General features: G+C 65.3%; 20 protein-coding genes. 14 read left to right on the forward strand and 6 right to left on the reverse strand.

What is annotated here, in order from left to right:
* The first annotated feature begins 69 nt into the window (after positions 1 to 69).
* From rpsJ to ACEU5R_RS25000, 13 genes are all read left to right on the forward strand, one after another.
* Positions 70 to 381, forward strand: a complete 312-nt coding sequence (gene rpsJ / locus ACEU5R_RS24940; protein WP_003806903.1) for a 30S ribosomal protein S10 — start codon at positions 70 to 72, stop codon at positions 379 to 381.
* A gap of 506 nt (positions 382 to 887) precedes the next feature.
* A complete protein-coding gene (gene rplC / locus ACEU5R_RS24945; RefSeq protein ID WP_199770953.1) occupies positions 888 to 1,577 on the forward strand; it encodes a 50S ribosomal protein L3 in 690 nt (229 codons plus the stop codon).
* Between the two features lie 4 nt (positions 1,578 to 1,581).
* On the forward strand, positions 1,582 to 2,202 hold the full coding sequence (rplD, locus tag ACEU5R_RS24950) for a 50S ribosomal protein L4 (RefSeq protein WP_392412373.1): 621 nt from the start codon (positions 1,582 to 1,584) through the stop codon (positions 2,200 to 2,202).
* Positions 2,199 to 2,495 (forward strand): 50S ribosomal protein L23, encoded by a 297-nt coding sequence (gene rplW / locus ACEU5R_RS24955; RefSeq protein WP_006216557.1) that lies wholly within the window; start codon positions 2,199 to 2,201, stop codon positions 2,493 to 2,495. The genes rplD and rplW overlap by 4 nt, the downstream gene beginning before the upstream one ends.
* The gene (gene rplB / locus ACEU5R_RS24960) at positions 2,496 to 3,323 is read left to right on the forward strand and encodes a 50S ribosomal protein L2 (protein WP_103271739.1); all 828 of its coding nucleotides are present in this window, start codon (positions 2,496 to 2,498) and stop codon (positions 3,321 to 3,323) included.
* Between the two features lie 12 nt (positions 3,324 to 3,335).
* Positions 3,336 to 3,611 (forward strand): 30S ribosomal protein S19, encoded by a 276-nt coding sequence (rpsS, locus tag ACEU5R_RS24965; RefSeq protein ID WP_006216555.1) that lies wholly within the window; start codon positions 3,336 to 3,338, stop codon positions 3,609 to 3,611.
* Between the two features lie 3 nt (positions 3,612 to 3,614).
* Entirely contained in the window at positions 3,615 to 3,944 is a 330-nt protein-coding gene (gene rplV, locus ACEU5R_RS24970) for a 50S ribosomal protein L22 (protein ID WP_006389608.1), read from the forward strand.
* Between the two features lie 9 nt (positions 3,945 to 3,953).
* Positions 3,954 to 4,745, forward strand: a complete 792-nt coding sequence (gene rpsC / locus ACEU5R_RS24975) for a 30S ribosomal protein S3 (RefSeq protein WP_103271738.1) — start codon at positions 3,954 to 3,956, stop codon at positions 4,743 to 4,745.
* A gap of 2 nt (positions 4,746 to 4,747) precedes the next feature.
* A complete protein-coding gene (rplP, locus tag ACEU5R_RS24980; protein WP_006389610.1) occupies positions 4,748 to 5,164 on the forward strand; it encodes a 50S ribosomal protein L16 in 417 nt (138 codons plus the stop codon).
* Positions 5,165 to 5,177: 13 nt separating this feature from the next.
* Complete coding sequence (gene rpmC, locus ACEU5R_RS24985) at positions 5,178 to 5,369, forward strand: 50S ribosomal protein L29 (RefSeq protein WP_003806912.1); 192 nt, start codon at positions 5,178 to 5,180, stop codon at positions 5,367 to 5,369.
* Positions 5,370 to 5,371: 2 nt separating this feature from the next.
* Complete coding sequence (rpsQ, locus tag ACEU5R_RS24990; protein WP_006216549.1) at positions 5,372 to 5,653, forward strand: 30S ribosomal protein S17; 282 nt, start codon at positions 5,372 to 5,374, stop codon at positions 5,651 to 5,653.
* Positions 5,654 to 5,782: 129 nt separating this feature from the next.
* Entirely contained in the window at positions 5,783 to 6,442 is a 660-nt protein-coding gene (locus ACEU5R_RS24995) for a hypothetical protein (RefSeq protein ID WP_392412400.1), read from the forward strand.
* 148 nt (positions 6,443 to 6,590) lie between these two features.
* Positions 6,591 to 7,121, forward strand: a complete 531-nt coding sequence (locus ACEU5R_RS25000; protein WP_392412402.1) for a hypothetical protein — start codon at positions 6,591 to 6,593, stop codon at positions 7,119 to 7,121.
* A 141-nt stretch (positions 7,122 to 7,262) separates the two neighbouring features.
* Here the strand turns inward: ACEU5R_RS25000 and ACEU5R_RS25005 are convergent, their stop codons facing one another.
* The 6 genes from ACEU5R_RS25005 to ACEU5R_RS25030 are packed head-to-tail and all read right to left on the reverse strand — an operon-like array spanning position 7,263 to position 13,019.
* A complete protein-coding gene (locus ACEU5R_RS25005) occupies positions 7,263 to 8,330 on the reverse strand; it encodes a branched-chain amino acid ABC transporter permease (RefSeq protein WP_103271736.1) in 1,068 nt (355 codons plus the stop codon).
* A 10-nt stretch (positions 8,331 to 8,340) separates the two neighbouring features.
* Positions 8,341 to 9,351: a branched-chain amino acid ABC transporter permease gene (locus ACEU5R_RS25010; RefSeq protein ID WP_103271735.1), complete on the reverse strand. Its 1,011-nt coding sequence runs from the start codon at positions 9,349 to 9,351 to the stop codon at positions 8,341 to 8,343.
* Positions 9,348 to 10,154 (reverse strand): ABC transporter ATP-binding protein, encoded by an 807-nt coding sequence (locus tag ACEU5R_RS25015; protein WP_392412404.1) that lies wholly within the window; start codon positions 10,152 to 10,154, stop codon positions 9,348 to 9,350. Before ACEU5R_RS25015 ends, ACEU5R_RS25010 begins: the two co-directional genes overlap by 4 nt.
* On the reverse strand, positions 10,151 to 10,921 hold the full coding sequence (locus tag ACEU5R_RS25020) for an ABC transporter ATP-binding protein (protein ID WP_392412405.1): 771 nt from the start codon (positions 10,919 to 10,921) through the stop codon (positions 10,151 to 10,153). The genes ACEU5R_RS25015 and ACEU5R_RS25020 overlap by 4 nt, the downstream gene beginning before the upstream one ends.
* Positions 10,922 to 10,934: 13 nt before the next feature.
* Entirely contained in the window at positions 10,935 to 12,107 is a 1,173-nt protein-coding gene (locus tag ACEU5R_RS25025; RefSeq protein WP_392412425.1) for a substrate-binding domain-containing protein, read from the reverse strand.
* Between the two features lie 12 nt (positions 12,108 to 12,119).
* A complete protein-coding gene (locus ACEU5R_RS25030; protein WP_103271732.1) occupies positions 12,120 to 13,019 on the reverse strand; it encodes an alpha/beta fold hydrolase in 900 nt (299 codons plus the stop codon).
* Positions 13,020 to 13,181: 162 nt separating this feature from the next.
* Here ACEU5R_RS25030 and ACEU5R_RS25035 point away from each other — a divergent pair, with 162 nt between their 5' ends.
* Entirely contained in the window at positions 13,182 to 14,141 is a 960-nt protein-coding gene (locus ACEU5R_RS25035) for a helix-turn-helix domain-containing protein (RefSeq protein ID WP_103271731.1), read from the forward strand.
* The last annotated feature ends 9 nt before the right edge of the window (positions 14,142 to 14,150 follow it).

Below are 14,150 nucleotides of genomic sequence, written 5' to 3' on the forward strand. Positions count from 1 at the left end.
CGGATCGCAAGCAGCACCTACCCAGCGGGGGCGCACCGCGCCCTCGCAACTCGTTCTTTAGGAAACGCCATGAAAAACCAGAAGATCCGCATCCGCTTGAAAGCCTTCGATTACAAGCTGATCGATCAATCGGCCGCCGAAATCGTTGATACCGCCAAGCGCACGGGCGCCGTCGTCCGTGGTCCGGTGCCGCTGCCCACGCGCATCCGTCGCTATGACGTGCTGCGTTCGCCGCACGTCAACAAGACGTCGCGCGACCAGTTCGAAATCCGCACGCACCAGCGCTTGATGGACATCGTTGATCCCACCGACAAGACCGTTGACGCCCTGATGCGTCTGGACCTGCCGGCGGGCGTCGACGTCGAAATCGCGCTGCAGTAAGTAGGCGTGGCAGGTTGGCGACCTTCGCCCGCCGACCTGTGAAAAATGGCCGCAATCCTTCGGGACTGCGGCCATTTTGTTTTGGGCGCCGGTCTGGACGCCGTCGCGGCGACCGGGGGCAGGGCACGGTTGTTAGCAGGCACTTACTTTGCCGGGAAGGCGCTGGTCAGCAATTGATCAGGATGAAAGGTGGCGATTCCTCGGAGCGCCGCCATGCATGCCCTGCGTCGGTCCGTCCGCTCCGCGTCGCGCGCCAGACACGGAAAACGCGCTAAGTGCTTGTGTTGCCTGAAAAAAACATGCTAATATGCCAAGCTTGCCATTTTGTGGCAAGTCTAACTATGGTCTGACGCTTTGCGTTGCCGGCCTTTTGCTGGAATCCGCAAGGAAACCCGCAAGGGAAACGCCCGGAAAGCCCGGATCAGGTTGCACATAGTCGTAGGGCAAAGGCCGTTACCTTTTGCCCGATTAGCCCCGACCAATCGCAGTCGGGAATGGAGAAAACGATGTCGAATTCGACACCCACGCCCGCCGCTCACCGGCTGGGTCTGGTGGGTCGCAAGGTCGGCATGACCCGCATTTTTACCGAGGAAGGTGAATCCATCCCGGTGACCGTGCTGGACGTGTCGAACAACCGTGTGACCCAGGTTAAGTCGCTGGAAACCGACGGCTACGCCGCGATCCAGGTGGCTTATGGCACCCGTCGTGCCTCGCGTGTGGCTCAGCCGCAAACGGGCCACTACGCCAAGGCCGGCACTGAAGCCGGCAGCATCCTGAAAGAGTTCCGCCTCGACCCCGCCCGCGCCGCTGAATTCGCGGCTGGCGCCGTCATCGCCGTGGAATCCGTGTTCGAAGCCGGCCAACAGGTCGACGTGACGGGCACCACCATCGGTAAGGGTTTCGCCGGTACCATCAAGCGCCACAACTTCGGTTCGCAACGCGCGTCGCACGGTAACTCCCGTTCGCACCGCGTGCCGGGCTCGATCGGTCAAGCTCAAGATCCGGGCCGTATTTTCCCGGGTAAGCGCATGGCTGGTCACCTGGGCGACGTCACCCGCACCGTCCAGAACCTGGACGTCGTTCGCGTTGACGCCGAGCGCGGCCTGCTGCTGGTCAAGGGCGCCGTCCCCGGCCACGCTGGCTCCGATATCGTCGTGCGCCCGGCCATCAAGGCCCCGGCCAAGAAGGGAGCGTAAGTAAATGGATCTCAAGCTCCTGAACGAACAAGGTCAGGCTGCCGCTACGTTCAGCGCGCCCGACACGATTTTCGGTCGTGACTTCAACGAAGCGCTGATTCACCAGGTCGTCGTGGCTTTCCAAGCCAACGCCCGTGCCGGTAACCGCGCCCAGAAGGACCGTTCCGAAGTCAAGCACACCACCAAGAAGCCCTGGCGCCAGAAGGGTACCGGCCGCGCTCGCGCCGGTATGACCTCGTCGCCGCTGTGGCGTGGTGGTGGTCGCATCTTCCCGAACTCGCCTGAAGAAAACTTCAGCCAGAAGGTCAACAAGAAGATGTACCGCGCCGGTATCCGCTCGATCCTGTCGCAGCTGGCCCGCGAAGACCGCATCGCCGTCGTCGAATCGTTCGACCTCGAATCCCCCAAGACCAAGCTGGCTGCCGCCAAGCTGAAGAGCCTGGGCCTGGATTCGGTGCTGATCATCACCGACAACGTCGATGAAAATGTTTACCTCGCCACCCGCAACCTGCCGCACGTTGCCGTGGTCGAGCCCCGTTACGCCGATCCGTTGTCGCTGGTCCACTACAAGAAAGTGCTGATCACCAAGCCGGCCATCGCTCAACTCGAGGAGATGCTGGGATGAACGCTGAACGCTTGATGCAAGTCATTCTGGCTCCGATCGTGACCGAAAAGGCCACGTTCGTCGCTGAGAAGAATCAGCAAGTCGCTTTCCGTGTCGTGGCTGACGCTACCAAGCCGGAAATCAAGGCTGCCGTCGAACTGCTCTTCAAGGTGCAGGTCGAGTCCGTGCAGGTCCTCAACCGTAAGGGCAAAGTCAAGCGCTTTGGCCGTTTCGTCGGCCGCCGTCGCAATGAGCGCAAGGCCTACGTCTCGCTCAAGGACGGCCAGGAAATCGACTTTGCGGAGGTGAAGTAAATGGCCCTCGTAAAAGTTAAGCCGACTTCGGCTGGCCGCCGTGGCATGGTGAAGGTTGTCAGCCCGAACCTGCACAAGGGCGAGCCCTACGCGCCGCTGCTCGAAAAGAAGACCCGTGGCTCGGGCCGTAACAACAACGGCCACATCACCGTCCGTCATCGTGGCGGTGGTCACAAGCAACACTACCGTGTCGTCGACTTCCGTCGCGACAAGGATGGCATCCCGGCAAAGGTCGAGCGTCTGGAATATGACCCGAACCGTACGGCGCACATCGCTCTGCTGTGCTACGCCGACGGCGAGCGTCGTTACATCATCGCTCCCCGTGGCCTGGAAGTGGGCGCCACGCTGGTCTCGGGCATCGAAGCCCCGATCCGCGCCGGCAACACGCTGCCGATCCGCAACATCCCGGTGGGTACCACCATCCACTGCGTGGAAATGATCCCCGGCAAGGGTGCTCAGATGGTCCGTTCGGCCGGCGCTTCCGCCGTCCTGCTGGCCCGCGAAGGCACGTACGCCCAGGTTCGTCTGCGCTCGGGTGAAGTGCGCCGCGTGCACATCGAGTGCCGCGCCACCATCGGTGAAGTCGGTAACGAAGAACACAGCCTGCGCCAGATCGGCAAGGCCGGTGCAATGCGTTGGCGCGGTGTCCGCCCGACGGTTCGTGGCGTGGCCATGAACCCGGTCGATCACCCGCACGGTGGCGGCGAAGGCCGTACCGGTGAAGCACGCGAGCCGGTCAGCCCGTGGGGCACTCCGGCGAAGGGTTTCAAGACCCGTCGCAACAAGCGGACGAACAATATGATCGTCCAACGGCGCAAGCGCAAGTAAGAGGCGAACACTATGTCACGTTCGATCAAGAAAGGCCCGTTTGTCGACGCTCACCTGATCAAAAAGGTGGACACGGCCGTCGCGGGCAAAGACAAGAAGCCGATCAAGACCTGGTCGCGCCGTTCCACGATCCTGCCCGAGTTCATCGGTCTGACGATCGCTGTGCACAACGGCAAGCAGCATGTTCCCGTTTACATCAACGAGAACATGGTCGGTCACAAGCTGGGCGAGTTCGCGCTGACCCGTACGTTCAAGGGTCACGCCGCGGACAAGAAGGCGAAGAGGTAAGCGATGGAAACTACTGCCATTATCCGTGGGGTTCACATCTCCGCACAAAAGACTCGCCTGGTTGCGGACCTGATCCGCGGCCAGAAGGTCGGCCGTGCGCTGGAAATCCTCACCTTCTCGCCGAAGAAGGCCGCCGCCATCCTGAAGAAGGCTGTCGAGTCCGCCATCGCCAACGCCGAGCACAACGACGGCGCCGATATCGACGAACTGAAGGTCACCACGATTTTCGTGGACAAGGCTCAGTCGATGAAGCGCTTCTCCGCTCGCGCCAAGGGCCGCGGCAACCGTATCGAGAAGCAGACCTGCCACATCACGGTCAAGGTCGGAGCTTAAGGAGTCACGATGGGTCAGAAAATTCACCCCACTGGGTTCCGTCTCGCGGTCACCCGTAACTGGTCCTCGCGTTGGTTCGCCGACGACAAGGCCTTCGGCGCCATGCTGGCCGAAGACATTCGCGTCCGCGAGTACCTGAAGAAGAAGCTCAAGAGCGCCTCCGTTGGTCGCGTGATCATCGAGCGTCCCGCCAAGAATGCCCGCATCACCGTCTACTCGGCTCGTCCGGGCGTGGTGATCGGCAAGCGCGGCGAAGACATCGAAAGCCTGAAGGCTGATCTGCAACGCCTGATGGGCGTGCCGGTGCACGTGAACATCGAAGAAATCCGCAAGCCGGAAACCGATGCTCAACTGATCGCCGATTCGATCTCGCAACAGCTCGAAAAGCGCATCATGTTCCGTCGCGCCATGAAGCGTGCGATGCAGAACGCCATGCGTCTGGGTGCCCAGGGCATCAAGATCATGTCGTCGGGCCGTCTGAACGGCATCGAAATCGCTCGCACCGAGTGGTATCGCGAAGGCCGTGTGCCGCTGCACACGCTGAAGGCGAACATCGACTACGGCACCTCCGAAGCCCACACCACCTATGGTGTGATCGGCATCAAGGTCTGGGTCTACAAGGGCGACATGCTGGCCAACGGCGAACTGCCGCCGGAAACCGCCGCCCCGCGTGAAGAAGAACGCCGTCCGCGCCGCGCTCCGCGTGGCGATCGTCCGGAAGGTGCTCGCACCGGTCGTCCGGGTGGTCGTGGCCGTGGTCCCCGCAAGGCGGACGCGGCTCCGGCTCCTGAAGGAGAATAACCATGCTGCAACCCTCTCGCAGAAAGTATCGCAAAGAGCAAAAGGGCCGCAACACCGGTCTGGCGACTCGCGGCACCCACGTGTCGTTCGGCGAATTCGGTCTGAAGGCCACCGGCCGTGGCCGTCTGACCGCCCGCCAGATCGAAGCCGCTCGTCGTGCCATCAACCGTCACATCAAGCGTGGCGGCCGCATCTGGATCCGGATTTTCCCGGACAAGCCGATCTCGCAGAAGCCTGCCGAAGTCCGTATGGGTAACGGTAAGGGCAACCCGGAGTACTGGGTCGCCGAAATTCAGCCCGGCAAGGTGCTCTACGAAATGGAAGGGGTTAGCGAAGAGCTCGCGCGTGAAGCTTTCCGCCTGGCCGCTGCCAAGCTGCCGATTTCGACCACGTTCGTCGCGCGTCATATCGGTGCTTAAGGAGTACTAAGACATGAAAGCCAGCGAACTCCGTTCGAAAGACGCCGCCGAGCTCGGCAAAGAGCTCGAAAGCCTGCTGAAGGCACAATTCGGTCTGCGTATGCAGAAGGCCACGCAGCAGCTTGCCAACACCAGCCAGCTGCGTAACGTGCGCCGCGACATCGCGCGCGTGCGTACCTTGCTGACCGAGAAGGCAGGGAAATAAAGATGAGCGAAACTCAAAACACCCAAGTGGCCAAGCGCCAGCGCACGCTGGTTGGCAAGGTCGTCAGCAACAAGATGGACAAGACTGTCGTCGTGCTCGTTGAGCGCCGCGTCAAGCACCCCATCTTCGGCAAGATCATCATGCGCTCCGCGAAGTACAAGGCGCACGATGAGTCGAACCAGTACAACGAAGGCGATACCGTCGAAATCGCTGAAGGCCGTCCCATCTCGCGCTCGAAGTCGTGGCGTGTGGTGCGTCTGGTTGAAGCCGCGCGTATCATCTAAGTAGCAGTGCATCGGGACGGCATGCCGTTCTGATATAAAACGGCAAGGGATCAAACCCTTGCCGTTTTTTTTCGTCCGGCGCGTCCGTTGCGACGCGCGCAATCAGGCAATGTGGAGCAGGGCAAAGACATGGGCCGCCGTTTTTCAGGCTTCAAGCGGATCACACGCGCGGCGTGCGGCATGAGCGTGTTTGCATGCACGGCAGCCTGGACGATATCCGCGGCGCAGTCGCTGCCCGCGGAGCCCGTGGGCGCGGCGCCCACGCCAGCGATGCCGGTGGCGGAACAGGGGCTGGCCGGACCGGCTGCCAAGGCCGGCGTCGCAAATCCTGGTGCTCAAACTGGCGCGGATAGGTCCGTCGCATCGCCTGGCGATGTGCCGATGCCCATCGACAAGCGGGGCAACAATGCCCTGACCGCCGGCCCCGACCCGCGCGTGCAGTTTCCCGCAGACTCACGTGACCATGCCGCCATTTTTGGCACGCAAGACGAGGACGAGCTGGCGCTCGCCGGACAGGACCGCGCCGTCGACGAACAACGCATGCGCTTGCAGGCATTGGAACGCTTGTTCAATCAGACGCCGGGTCCGCGCGCAGCGCCGGCAGGCACGATCCCGCTGGGCCGGAGTTCGGCCGATCAGCCGCCGCCGTCCATGCCGAAGCTGGCCCCCGCGCCGGCCGGCTCGCGCCTGGACGGCACGATGGATGCGCGGCGCCAGGTCGATGCCATGCAGCGCAAGGTGGACGGCATGCTGCGCAATGCCAATACCTTGAGCACGCCGTCGCGTTGAGGGGCCGCCTTCGGCGCACACACCAACTCTGAAACCCAGCGTAGCAACTGTCCGGAATCAGGGTATTCCCGGCCTCGATCCCGCCTGTTACAACTCTCGCGGGCACGCATTCCGCGTGCCCGGACTTCAGTCGGCAGGAGCGTGAAACATGCGTGGATCTGTGGGCAAATTCGTGGCCGCTTGCGGCCTGGTTCCGGTGATGATGGGCTTGGCGGCGCCGATGGCGCGAGCGGACCTCAACGGCGTGCCGTTGAAGAACTTCTCCGTGCAACGGCCGTTCAGCGATAGCCTGATTATCATCGGCAGCGATGGCGAGGTGCGTACCGGCATGGAGGTCGACAAGCTGGTTCGCCGCCTGAACGAGCAGGCCGATGCCTTGGCGGAACTGCGGCGCAGGAACGAAGACCTGAGCCGCAAGCTGGAAGAACAGACGCAGAAACTGTCGGCGCTGGAGCGCAAGCAGGGCGACGGCGGCCGCAGCAGCGACGGCCAGCGCAACGACCTGGACAAGCTGACCCGCAACGCGGACAGCCAGAAGAACGAGCTGGAGAAACTGTCGCGCAGCGTGTCGCAGTTGAACAGCAACGCGGATTCCAGCAGCCGCAAGATCGACGACCTGCAACGGCGCGTGGATGACGTAAAGCGCAGCGTGGACGATGTCCGAAGCCGCGTGAAATAACACGCGCCGCGAGGCCGTGGATGGCCAGGCGAAAGCGCGCAGCAGCAGCTTTTGCCTGAGCCCGGGAACCGTAGCCACCCGGGAACCGTAGCCACCCGGGAACCGTAGCCACCCGGGCGCCGGCGCGGCAGGCGCGCCGGCTTATCGCCGTTTCGCCAGTTCCCTGAGCCGTCCCGCGATCCCCGTCGGAAAGTAATACACCGACACCACGAACAGGATGCCCAGCCACAGCAGCCAGCGGTCAGGCTCGAACAGCAGCGCCAGCGGCGCCACGCCCGCCACGGTTTCGTGGATCAGGTGCAGGCCGTCCTGCAGATAGCTTTGCGCGAACACGAACAGGCTCGCGCCGATCACCGCGCCGTACATGGTGCCCATGCCGCCGATCACCAGCATCAGCAGGATGTTCAGCATGATCTCGAACGACAGCGAGGTGTCCGGCCCGTTGTAGCGCAGCCAGAGCGCGTAGAGCGCGCCGGCCAGTGTGGCGAAGGCGGCCGCCAGCAGGTTGGACAGGCTGCGGTACAGCACCGTGCGGTAGCCGATGGCCTCGGCGCGGAACGGATTTTCGCGGATGGCCTGCAGCACGCGGCCGAACGGCGAATTGACGATGCGCAGCAGCAGCAGGAACAGCACGACGGCGACCGCGGCGATCAGGTAGTAGGTGATGATGCGTCCGTCCACCGTCACGCCGAACAGCGGTTCGGACAAGGGACGGAAAGCGGGGCGCAGCATCTGCGGCACCTTGAAGTTCAGCCCGTCCTCGCCGCCCGTCAGATCCGACAGCTGCGATACCAGCGTCTGGAAGGCGGCGGCCACGGCCAGCGTGATCATGGCGTAGAAGATGGCGCGCACGCGCAGGCTTGCCAGCCCGATCAGCAACGCAAAGGCCAGCGACACCGCCAGGCCGCCGGCGGCGCCGGCCAGCACCGCGGTCCAGCCCGGTTCCAGCCGCACGCTGGCGATGGCCACGCCATAGGCGCCGATGCCGAAGAACATGGTGTGCGCGAAGCTGACGATGCCGGTATAGCCCAGCAGCAGGTCGTAGCTGGCCACCAGCACGATGAACACCAGGATCTTGGCCGCGACCGCGAGCGACTTCGGTCCGGGGAACAGGAACGGCGCGGCAAGCAGCAGCAGCGCCACCGCGATCAGCAGCGCGCCCAGCACCATGCTGCGCGGAGGATCGCCGGAAAGCAGACGTAGGGACATGAGGCGGGTCCTAGCGGTTGGCGACGGGGTAGACGCCTTGCGGGCGCCACAGCAGAATGGCGACCATGAGCGCGATGTTCGAGAAGAGCGCGGCCTTGGGCATCAGAAAGCCCGTGTAGTTGGCCATCAGGCCGACCAGCAGCGCGCCGATCAGGCAGCCCACCGTCGATCCCAGCCCGCCGATCATGATGACGATGAAGATCAGCACGTTGACCTGCGCGCCCAGCTGCGGCACCACCGACTGCTGGTACAGCCCCCACAGCGCGCCGCCCAGTCCGGCCAGCATCGAGCCGGCCACGAACACGCCGACGAACAGATGGCGGATGCGGTAGCCCAGGCTTTCGACCATCTCGCGGTCTTCCACGCCGGCGCGGATCAGCAGGCCCAGCTTGGTGCGGTTGAGCAGCCACAGCATGCCGCCCAGCACCGCCAGGCCGCCGACCAGCGCCACGATGCGAAACTTCTCGATGGCGGCATCGCCCAGCAGCACCGCGCCGCGCAGCGCTTCCGGCAGCGGCAGCGAAATGGTCTGCGGGCCCCAGATCATCTTGATCAGCTCTTCGCCGATGATCATGCCGCCCATGGTGATCAGGATCTGCTTCAGGTGCTGGCCATAGACCGGCCGCACGATGACGCGCTCGAAGGCCAGGCCCACGGCGCCGGCCACCAGCATGCCCACGATCATGGCCGGCAGCACGGCGGCCAGGTTCATCCACAGGCTGCCGGACTGGGTCCAGTCGCCCATGGCGCCCAGCACGGTGGCCGCCAGGTAGGCGCCAATGGCGATGAACAGGCCATGGCCGAAGTTCAGCACGTCCATCAGGCCGAACACCAGCGTCATGCCCGAGGCCACGATGAAGATGATCATGCCCATCGCCAGGCCGGCGAAGGTCAGCGTGAGCCAGGTCGAGAAGGAGCCCACCAGCGGCAGGGCGATGGCGGCCAGCGCCAGCACCAGCAGCACGGGGCGCAGATCGGCGCGGACCTGCGGCAGCGGAGCGTCGGCGTCCAGGGTACTCATTGGTGGCTTCCCAGGGAAAGGCCGAGCAGGCGCGTCTGCAGCGCCTCGTCTTCGGCCAGCTGCGCCATGCCGCCGGCGTGCACCACGCGGCCGTCGTCCATGACGGCCACGCGGTCGCCGACCTGGCGCGCGAAATTGAAGTTCTGCTCGACCAGCAGGATAGTGGTTGCCGCCTGCTTGAGCTCGATGAAGGCGTCGATCATGTTCTGCACGATGGCCGGCGCCAGGCCCTTGCTGGGCTCGTCGATCAGCAGCAGCCGGCGCGGTTCGATGATGGCGCGCGCGACCGCCAGCATCTGCTTCTGCCCGCCTGAAAGCTTGCCGGCCGGATGCAGCCAGAACTTGCGCAGCGCGGGGAAGAATCCGAAGATCCATTCCAGCCGCGCGGTGTCGAGCTGGCTGGCGTTGGCGGCGCCGCGCGCGGCCAGCAGGATGTTCTCCTTCACCGACAGGTCGGCGAAGATGCCCATGTTCTCGGGTACGTAGGCGACGCCGCGGCGCGCCATGTCGGGCGGTGACACGCGCACGCCGGGTCCGCCGGCGGCCTCGCCGTCGAAGCGCAGATTGCCCTGCGAGGCTTTCCACAGGCCCATGATGGTGCGCAGCGTGGTGGTCTTGCCGGCGCCGTTGCGGCCCAGCAGCATGGTCACTTGGCCGGCGGGCACCGTCAGGTCCACGCCGTGCAGGATGTGGTACGCGCCGATGTGCGTGTGCACGTCTTTCAATTCGAGCAGCGGACGAGTCTCGCCCGCCGGCGTATGCGTGCCTGGGGCGGCGCCCGCGCCGCGCGCTATCGCGCTCATGCCGTCTTCTCCGTCGGGGCCACGCCCAGGTAGGCCTGTTGCACGATGGGCGAGGCGATGACTTCGGCGGGCTCGCCATCGGCCATCAGCCGGCCGTTGTGCAGCACCACGATGCGGTCGGCCAGTTCACGCACCACGTCCATCTTGTGCTCCACCAGCAGGATGGTCTTGCTGCGGTCGGTCTTGATCTCGCGGATCAGGTCCAGCACCACCGGCACGTCGTCCACGCTCATGCCGGCGGTGGGCTCGTCGAACATGAACACCTGCGGTTCCAGCGCGATCAGCATGGCGATCTCCAGCTTGCGCTGGTCGCCATGCGGCAGGTCGGCGGCGATGTGGTCGCGCCGGGCGGACAGCCGGGTGCGCTCGAGCAATTCATCGGCGCGCGCGATCAGGGCGCGGTCGTCGTCCCAGGTGCGCCAGAAGCGGATCTGGCGCCAGCCCAGGCCCTGCTGGCGCGATTGCAGCGCCAGCCGCACGTTCTCGTGCACGCTCAGGCGCGGGAACAGCTGCGTCAGCTGGAAGGCCCGGCCCAGGCCCGCATGCATGCGGGCCGGCGCGGACAGTCCGGTCAGGTCGCGGCCGTTCAGCCGCACCGAGCCGGCGCTGGCGCGCAACTGGCCGGAGATCAGGTTGAAGTACGTGGTCTTGCCCGCGCCGTTGGGGCCGACGATGGCCGTCAAGGTGCCGGGCGCGAAGCCGCAACTGACACTGTCGACGGCTACGTGCCCGCCGAAACGGATCGTGAGCGCTTGGGTTTCGAGCATGAGTGGCGACGCGCTAGCGCTTGTTCTGGACGGGCACGTCCATCTGGTCGGGCGTGATCTCGCGCACCAGGTCCTGCACGGCCCAGGGCACCGAGGCGTCGTTCTTGATGCGGAAGTGGTACATCGACTGCATGGCCTGGTGGTCCTGCGGGCGGAACGTCATCTTGCCCTTGGGCGTGTCGAAGCTCATGCCTTCCATGGCCTTGATCAGCGCGTCGGTGTCGGACTTGCCCTGCGTCTTGTTCAGCGCCTGCACGATGGCGATGCCGGCCGACATGCCGCCCGCGGTGAAGAAGTCCGGCGGCTGGCCGAAGCGCTTCTGGTGCTCGGTGACCAGCCAGTCGTTGACCGGATTCTTGGGGATGCCGTAGTAGTAATAGGTGGCGCCTTCCATGCCGGCCAGCGACTTCAGCGGCGTCATGGCGGCCAGCGTGTTGCCGCCGGTGGCGATCTCGATGCCGTAGCGCTTCGGGTCCAGGTCGGCGATCTTGAACGGGTTGCCCGCGCCGGCCCAGAGGATGAAGATGATCTTGCGGCCCGGCTTGTCCTTGAGTGCGTCGAACAGGCGCTGCGCGCCGGCGGTGAAGTCTGTGGCGTTGGCCGGCAGGTATTCCTCGTGCACGATCTTGGCGTGCTTCAGGGCGCCCTTGAAAGCCTTCACGCCGTCGCGGCCGAAGGCATAGTCCTGCGCCAGCATGGCGATCGACGTGCCTTCCTGGTCGAAGGCCACGGCGTTGGCGATGGCGTCCTGCGAGGAATTGCGGCCGGTGCGGAAGATGTACTTGTTCCACTTGTCGCCGGTGATCGAATCCGCCACGGCGGGTTCGACCAGCAGGATCTTCTCGTATTCCTCGGCGATGGGCAGCATGGCCAGCGCCACGCCCGAGGACGTGGGGCCGACGGCGATGTCGGCGTTGTCGTCGGCATAGGCCGAGGCCAGCTGCGCGCGCGCCACGTCGGGCTTGCCCTGGTTGTCCTTCTCGATGACGCGGATCTTGCGGCCGGCCACCGTCATCGTGCCTTGCGTGGCGTACTCCAGGCCCAGCATCAGGCCGTTCTGGGTCTGCTTGGCATAGGCTTCGAGCGGGCCGGTCTTGTCGTAGACGTGGGCCACGACGAAGTCCTTGGCCATGGCGGCCGATTGCATGCACAGGCCGGCCATCGCGGCCAGCAATACGCGTTTCATCATGGTTGTCTCCTAATGCGCGGGGGCGGTCGCCGCCGCGTGATCCGGTTGAGCCAGGAATTGCCTGACGGCGTTGATCTGCGGCGCGATGTTCAGCGCCGGGGCGTGGCCGCAGTCGGGGAAGTCGATGCGCTGCGCGCGCGGTCCGCGCTGGGTCATCGCATGCGCCACGTCGGGCAGCAGCAGGTCGGAATCGGCGCCGCGCAGCAGCAGCAGCGGCATGCGCAGGCTGTCATAGCCCTCCCAGCGTTCGTAGTCGCCGGGGTGGTGGCTGAACTGGCCGACGATGGCCGGGTCGTAGTGCGCGGTGACGCGGCCGTCGGGCAGGCGCCGTACCGAGGTCTCGGCCATGCGGCGCCACTGTTCGTCGCTTTGCCAGCCGTAGGGCTTGTAGGCGGCGCGCAGCCAGGTTTCGAGTTCGGTCACGGTATCGAACGCCGGCGGCTGGCCGGCGTAGGCCAGGATGCGGTCGATCGCGGGCTGCGGCAGCGTGGGGCCGATGTCGTTCACCACCAGGTGCGAGATGCGGTCGCGCAGCGTGGTGGCGGCCGCGTGCATGCCGGTGGCGCCGCCCATGGACGTGCCGACCCAGCGCAGGCGCGCCAGGCCCAGCCCGTCGGCCAGCGCGCCCGCCAGCCGGGCGTAGAAGTCCAGGCGGTATTCGGCGACGGGGTCCGGGCTCCACTGCGACAGGCCGCGGCCGATGGCATCGGGACAGATGATGCGATAGTCGTCGGCCAGCGCCTGCGCCAGCTCGTCGAAGTCGCGCCCGGTGCGGGCCAGGCCGTGCCACATGATGACGGGCGGCGCGTCGGGCGCGCCCCATTCCACATAATGCAGTTCCCGGCCCTCGCAGCGCAGGTAGCGCGAAGCCGGCGTATGACGGGCGGCCTGTGCGGTCGCTTGGGTCATGGTCTCCTCCCGGATGTTCCAGGTTGTTGTGTGCTTATCCGGCTGACTATAGACTTGCGCCAGGCGCGTCCACAATGCGTCCGCCGCCCCGCAGCAGGGTGGATCAAGAATATGTAGACGCAAGATCAATTTGCGCCATTTTCCGGGTAAGGAGACCGCGCCATGCCGGACACGGAATTCGCCATTTCGGCCGATGCCGGCGCCGAACGCTACGACCGCTGGCGCGAGGCGCTGGCCGACGCCTTTGGCCCGTTCGAGGTGCACCACGGCAAGCCGGCGCAGTTCGCCGGCCATGTGCGCTACGCGCGCCGCGCCAGCCTGCAGTTCAACGACCTGCATTACCAGGGCCAACAGCTGGAGCGCACCGCCGGCAATGTGTCGCGCCTGGACCAGGAGTTCTACACCTTCGGCCTGCCGCTGTCCGGCCCGCTGGCGGTGGTGCAGCAGGGCAGGGAGTTCCAGGTCGAGCCGGGTTGCGTGTACCTGATGAACCAGAGCCTGCCCTACCAGGCCACCGCGCTGGGGGCAGCTGGTTATCGCAGCCTGAGCGTGTCGTTTCCGCGCAGCGCGCTGTCGCAGCGCGATTCCCGCATCGGCGCGTTCCACAAGCTGCGCATCGATGACGGTTCGCCGCGAGGCGCCATGCTGGCCAGCTACATGGATCATCTGTTCAAGGGCATGGACGGCTGGTCGGACGGGGAAGTCGCGGAATTGGGCGAGCGGCTGATCGACCTGATCGCGCTGTTCATGGTGCAGGACGGGCAGGCGCAGGCCTCGGCGTCCGACAGCAGCGTGACGCTGGCGCATCGGCAGCGGGCGCTGGCCTACATGCGCCAGCATCTGGCCGATCCGGATCTGTCGCCGCAGCGGGTGGCCGACGGCTGCGGCCTGTCGGTGGCGTACCTGCACCGGATCCTGCGTGCCGGCGGAACGTCGGCCGAGGCCTTCATCTTCGAGGAGCGGCTGGAACGATGCCGCGAACTGCTGCTCAACCCGCTGCATCGCCATCGCAGCATCGCCGAGCTCGCATATCAGGCGGGGTTTTCGCATCCCTCGCACTTCAGCCGGCTGTTCAAGCGCCGTTTCGGCATGACGCCGCGGGATTGGCGGGCCCGGTCCTGACGGGCCGGC

This window comes from Achromobacter sp. 413638, assembly GCF_043119405.1.
GTDB lineage: Bacteria > Pseudomonadota > Gammaproteobacteria > Burkholderiales > Burkholderiaceae_B > Achromobacter.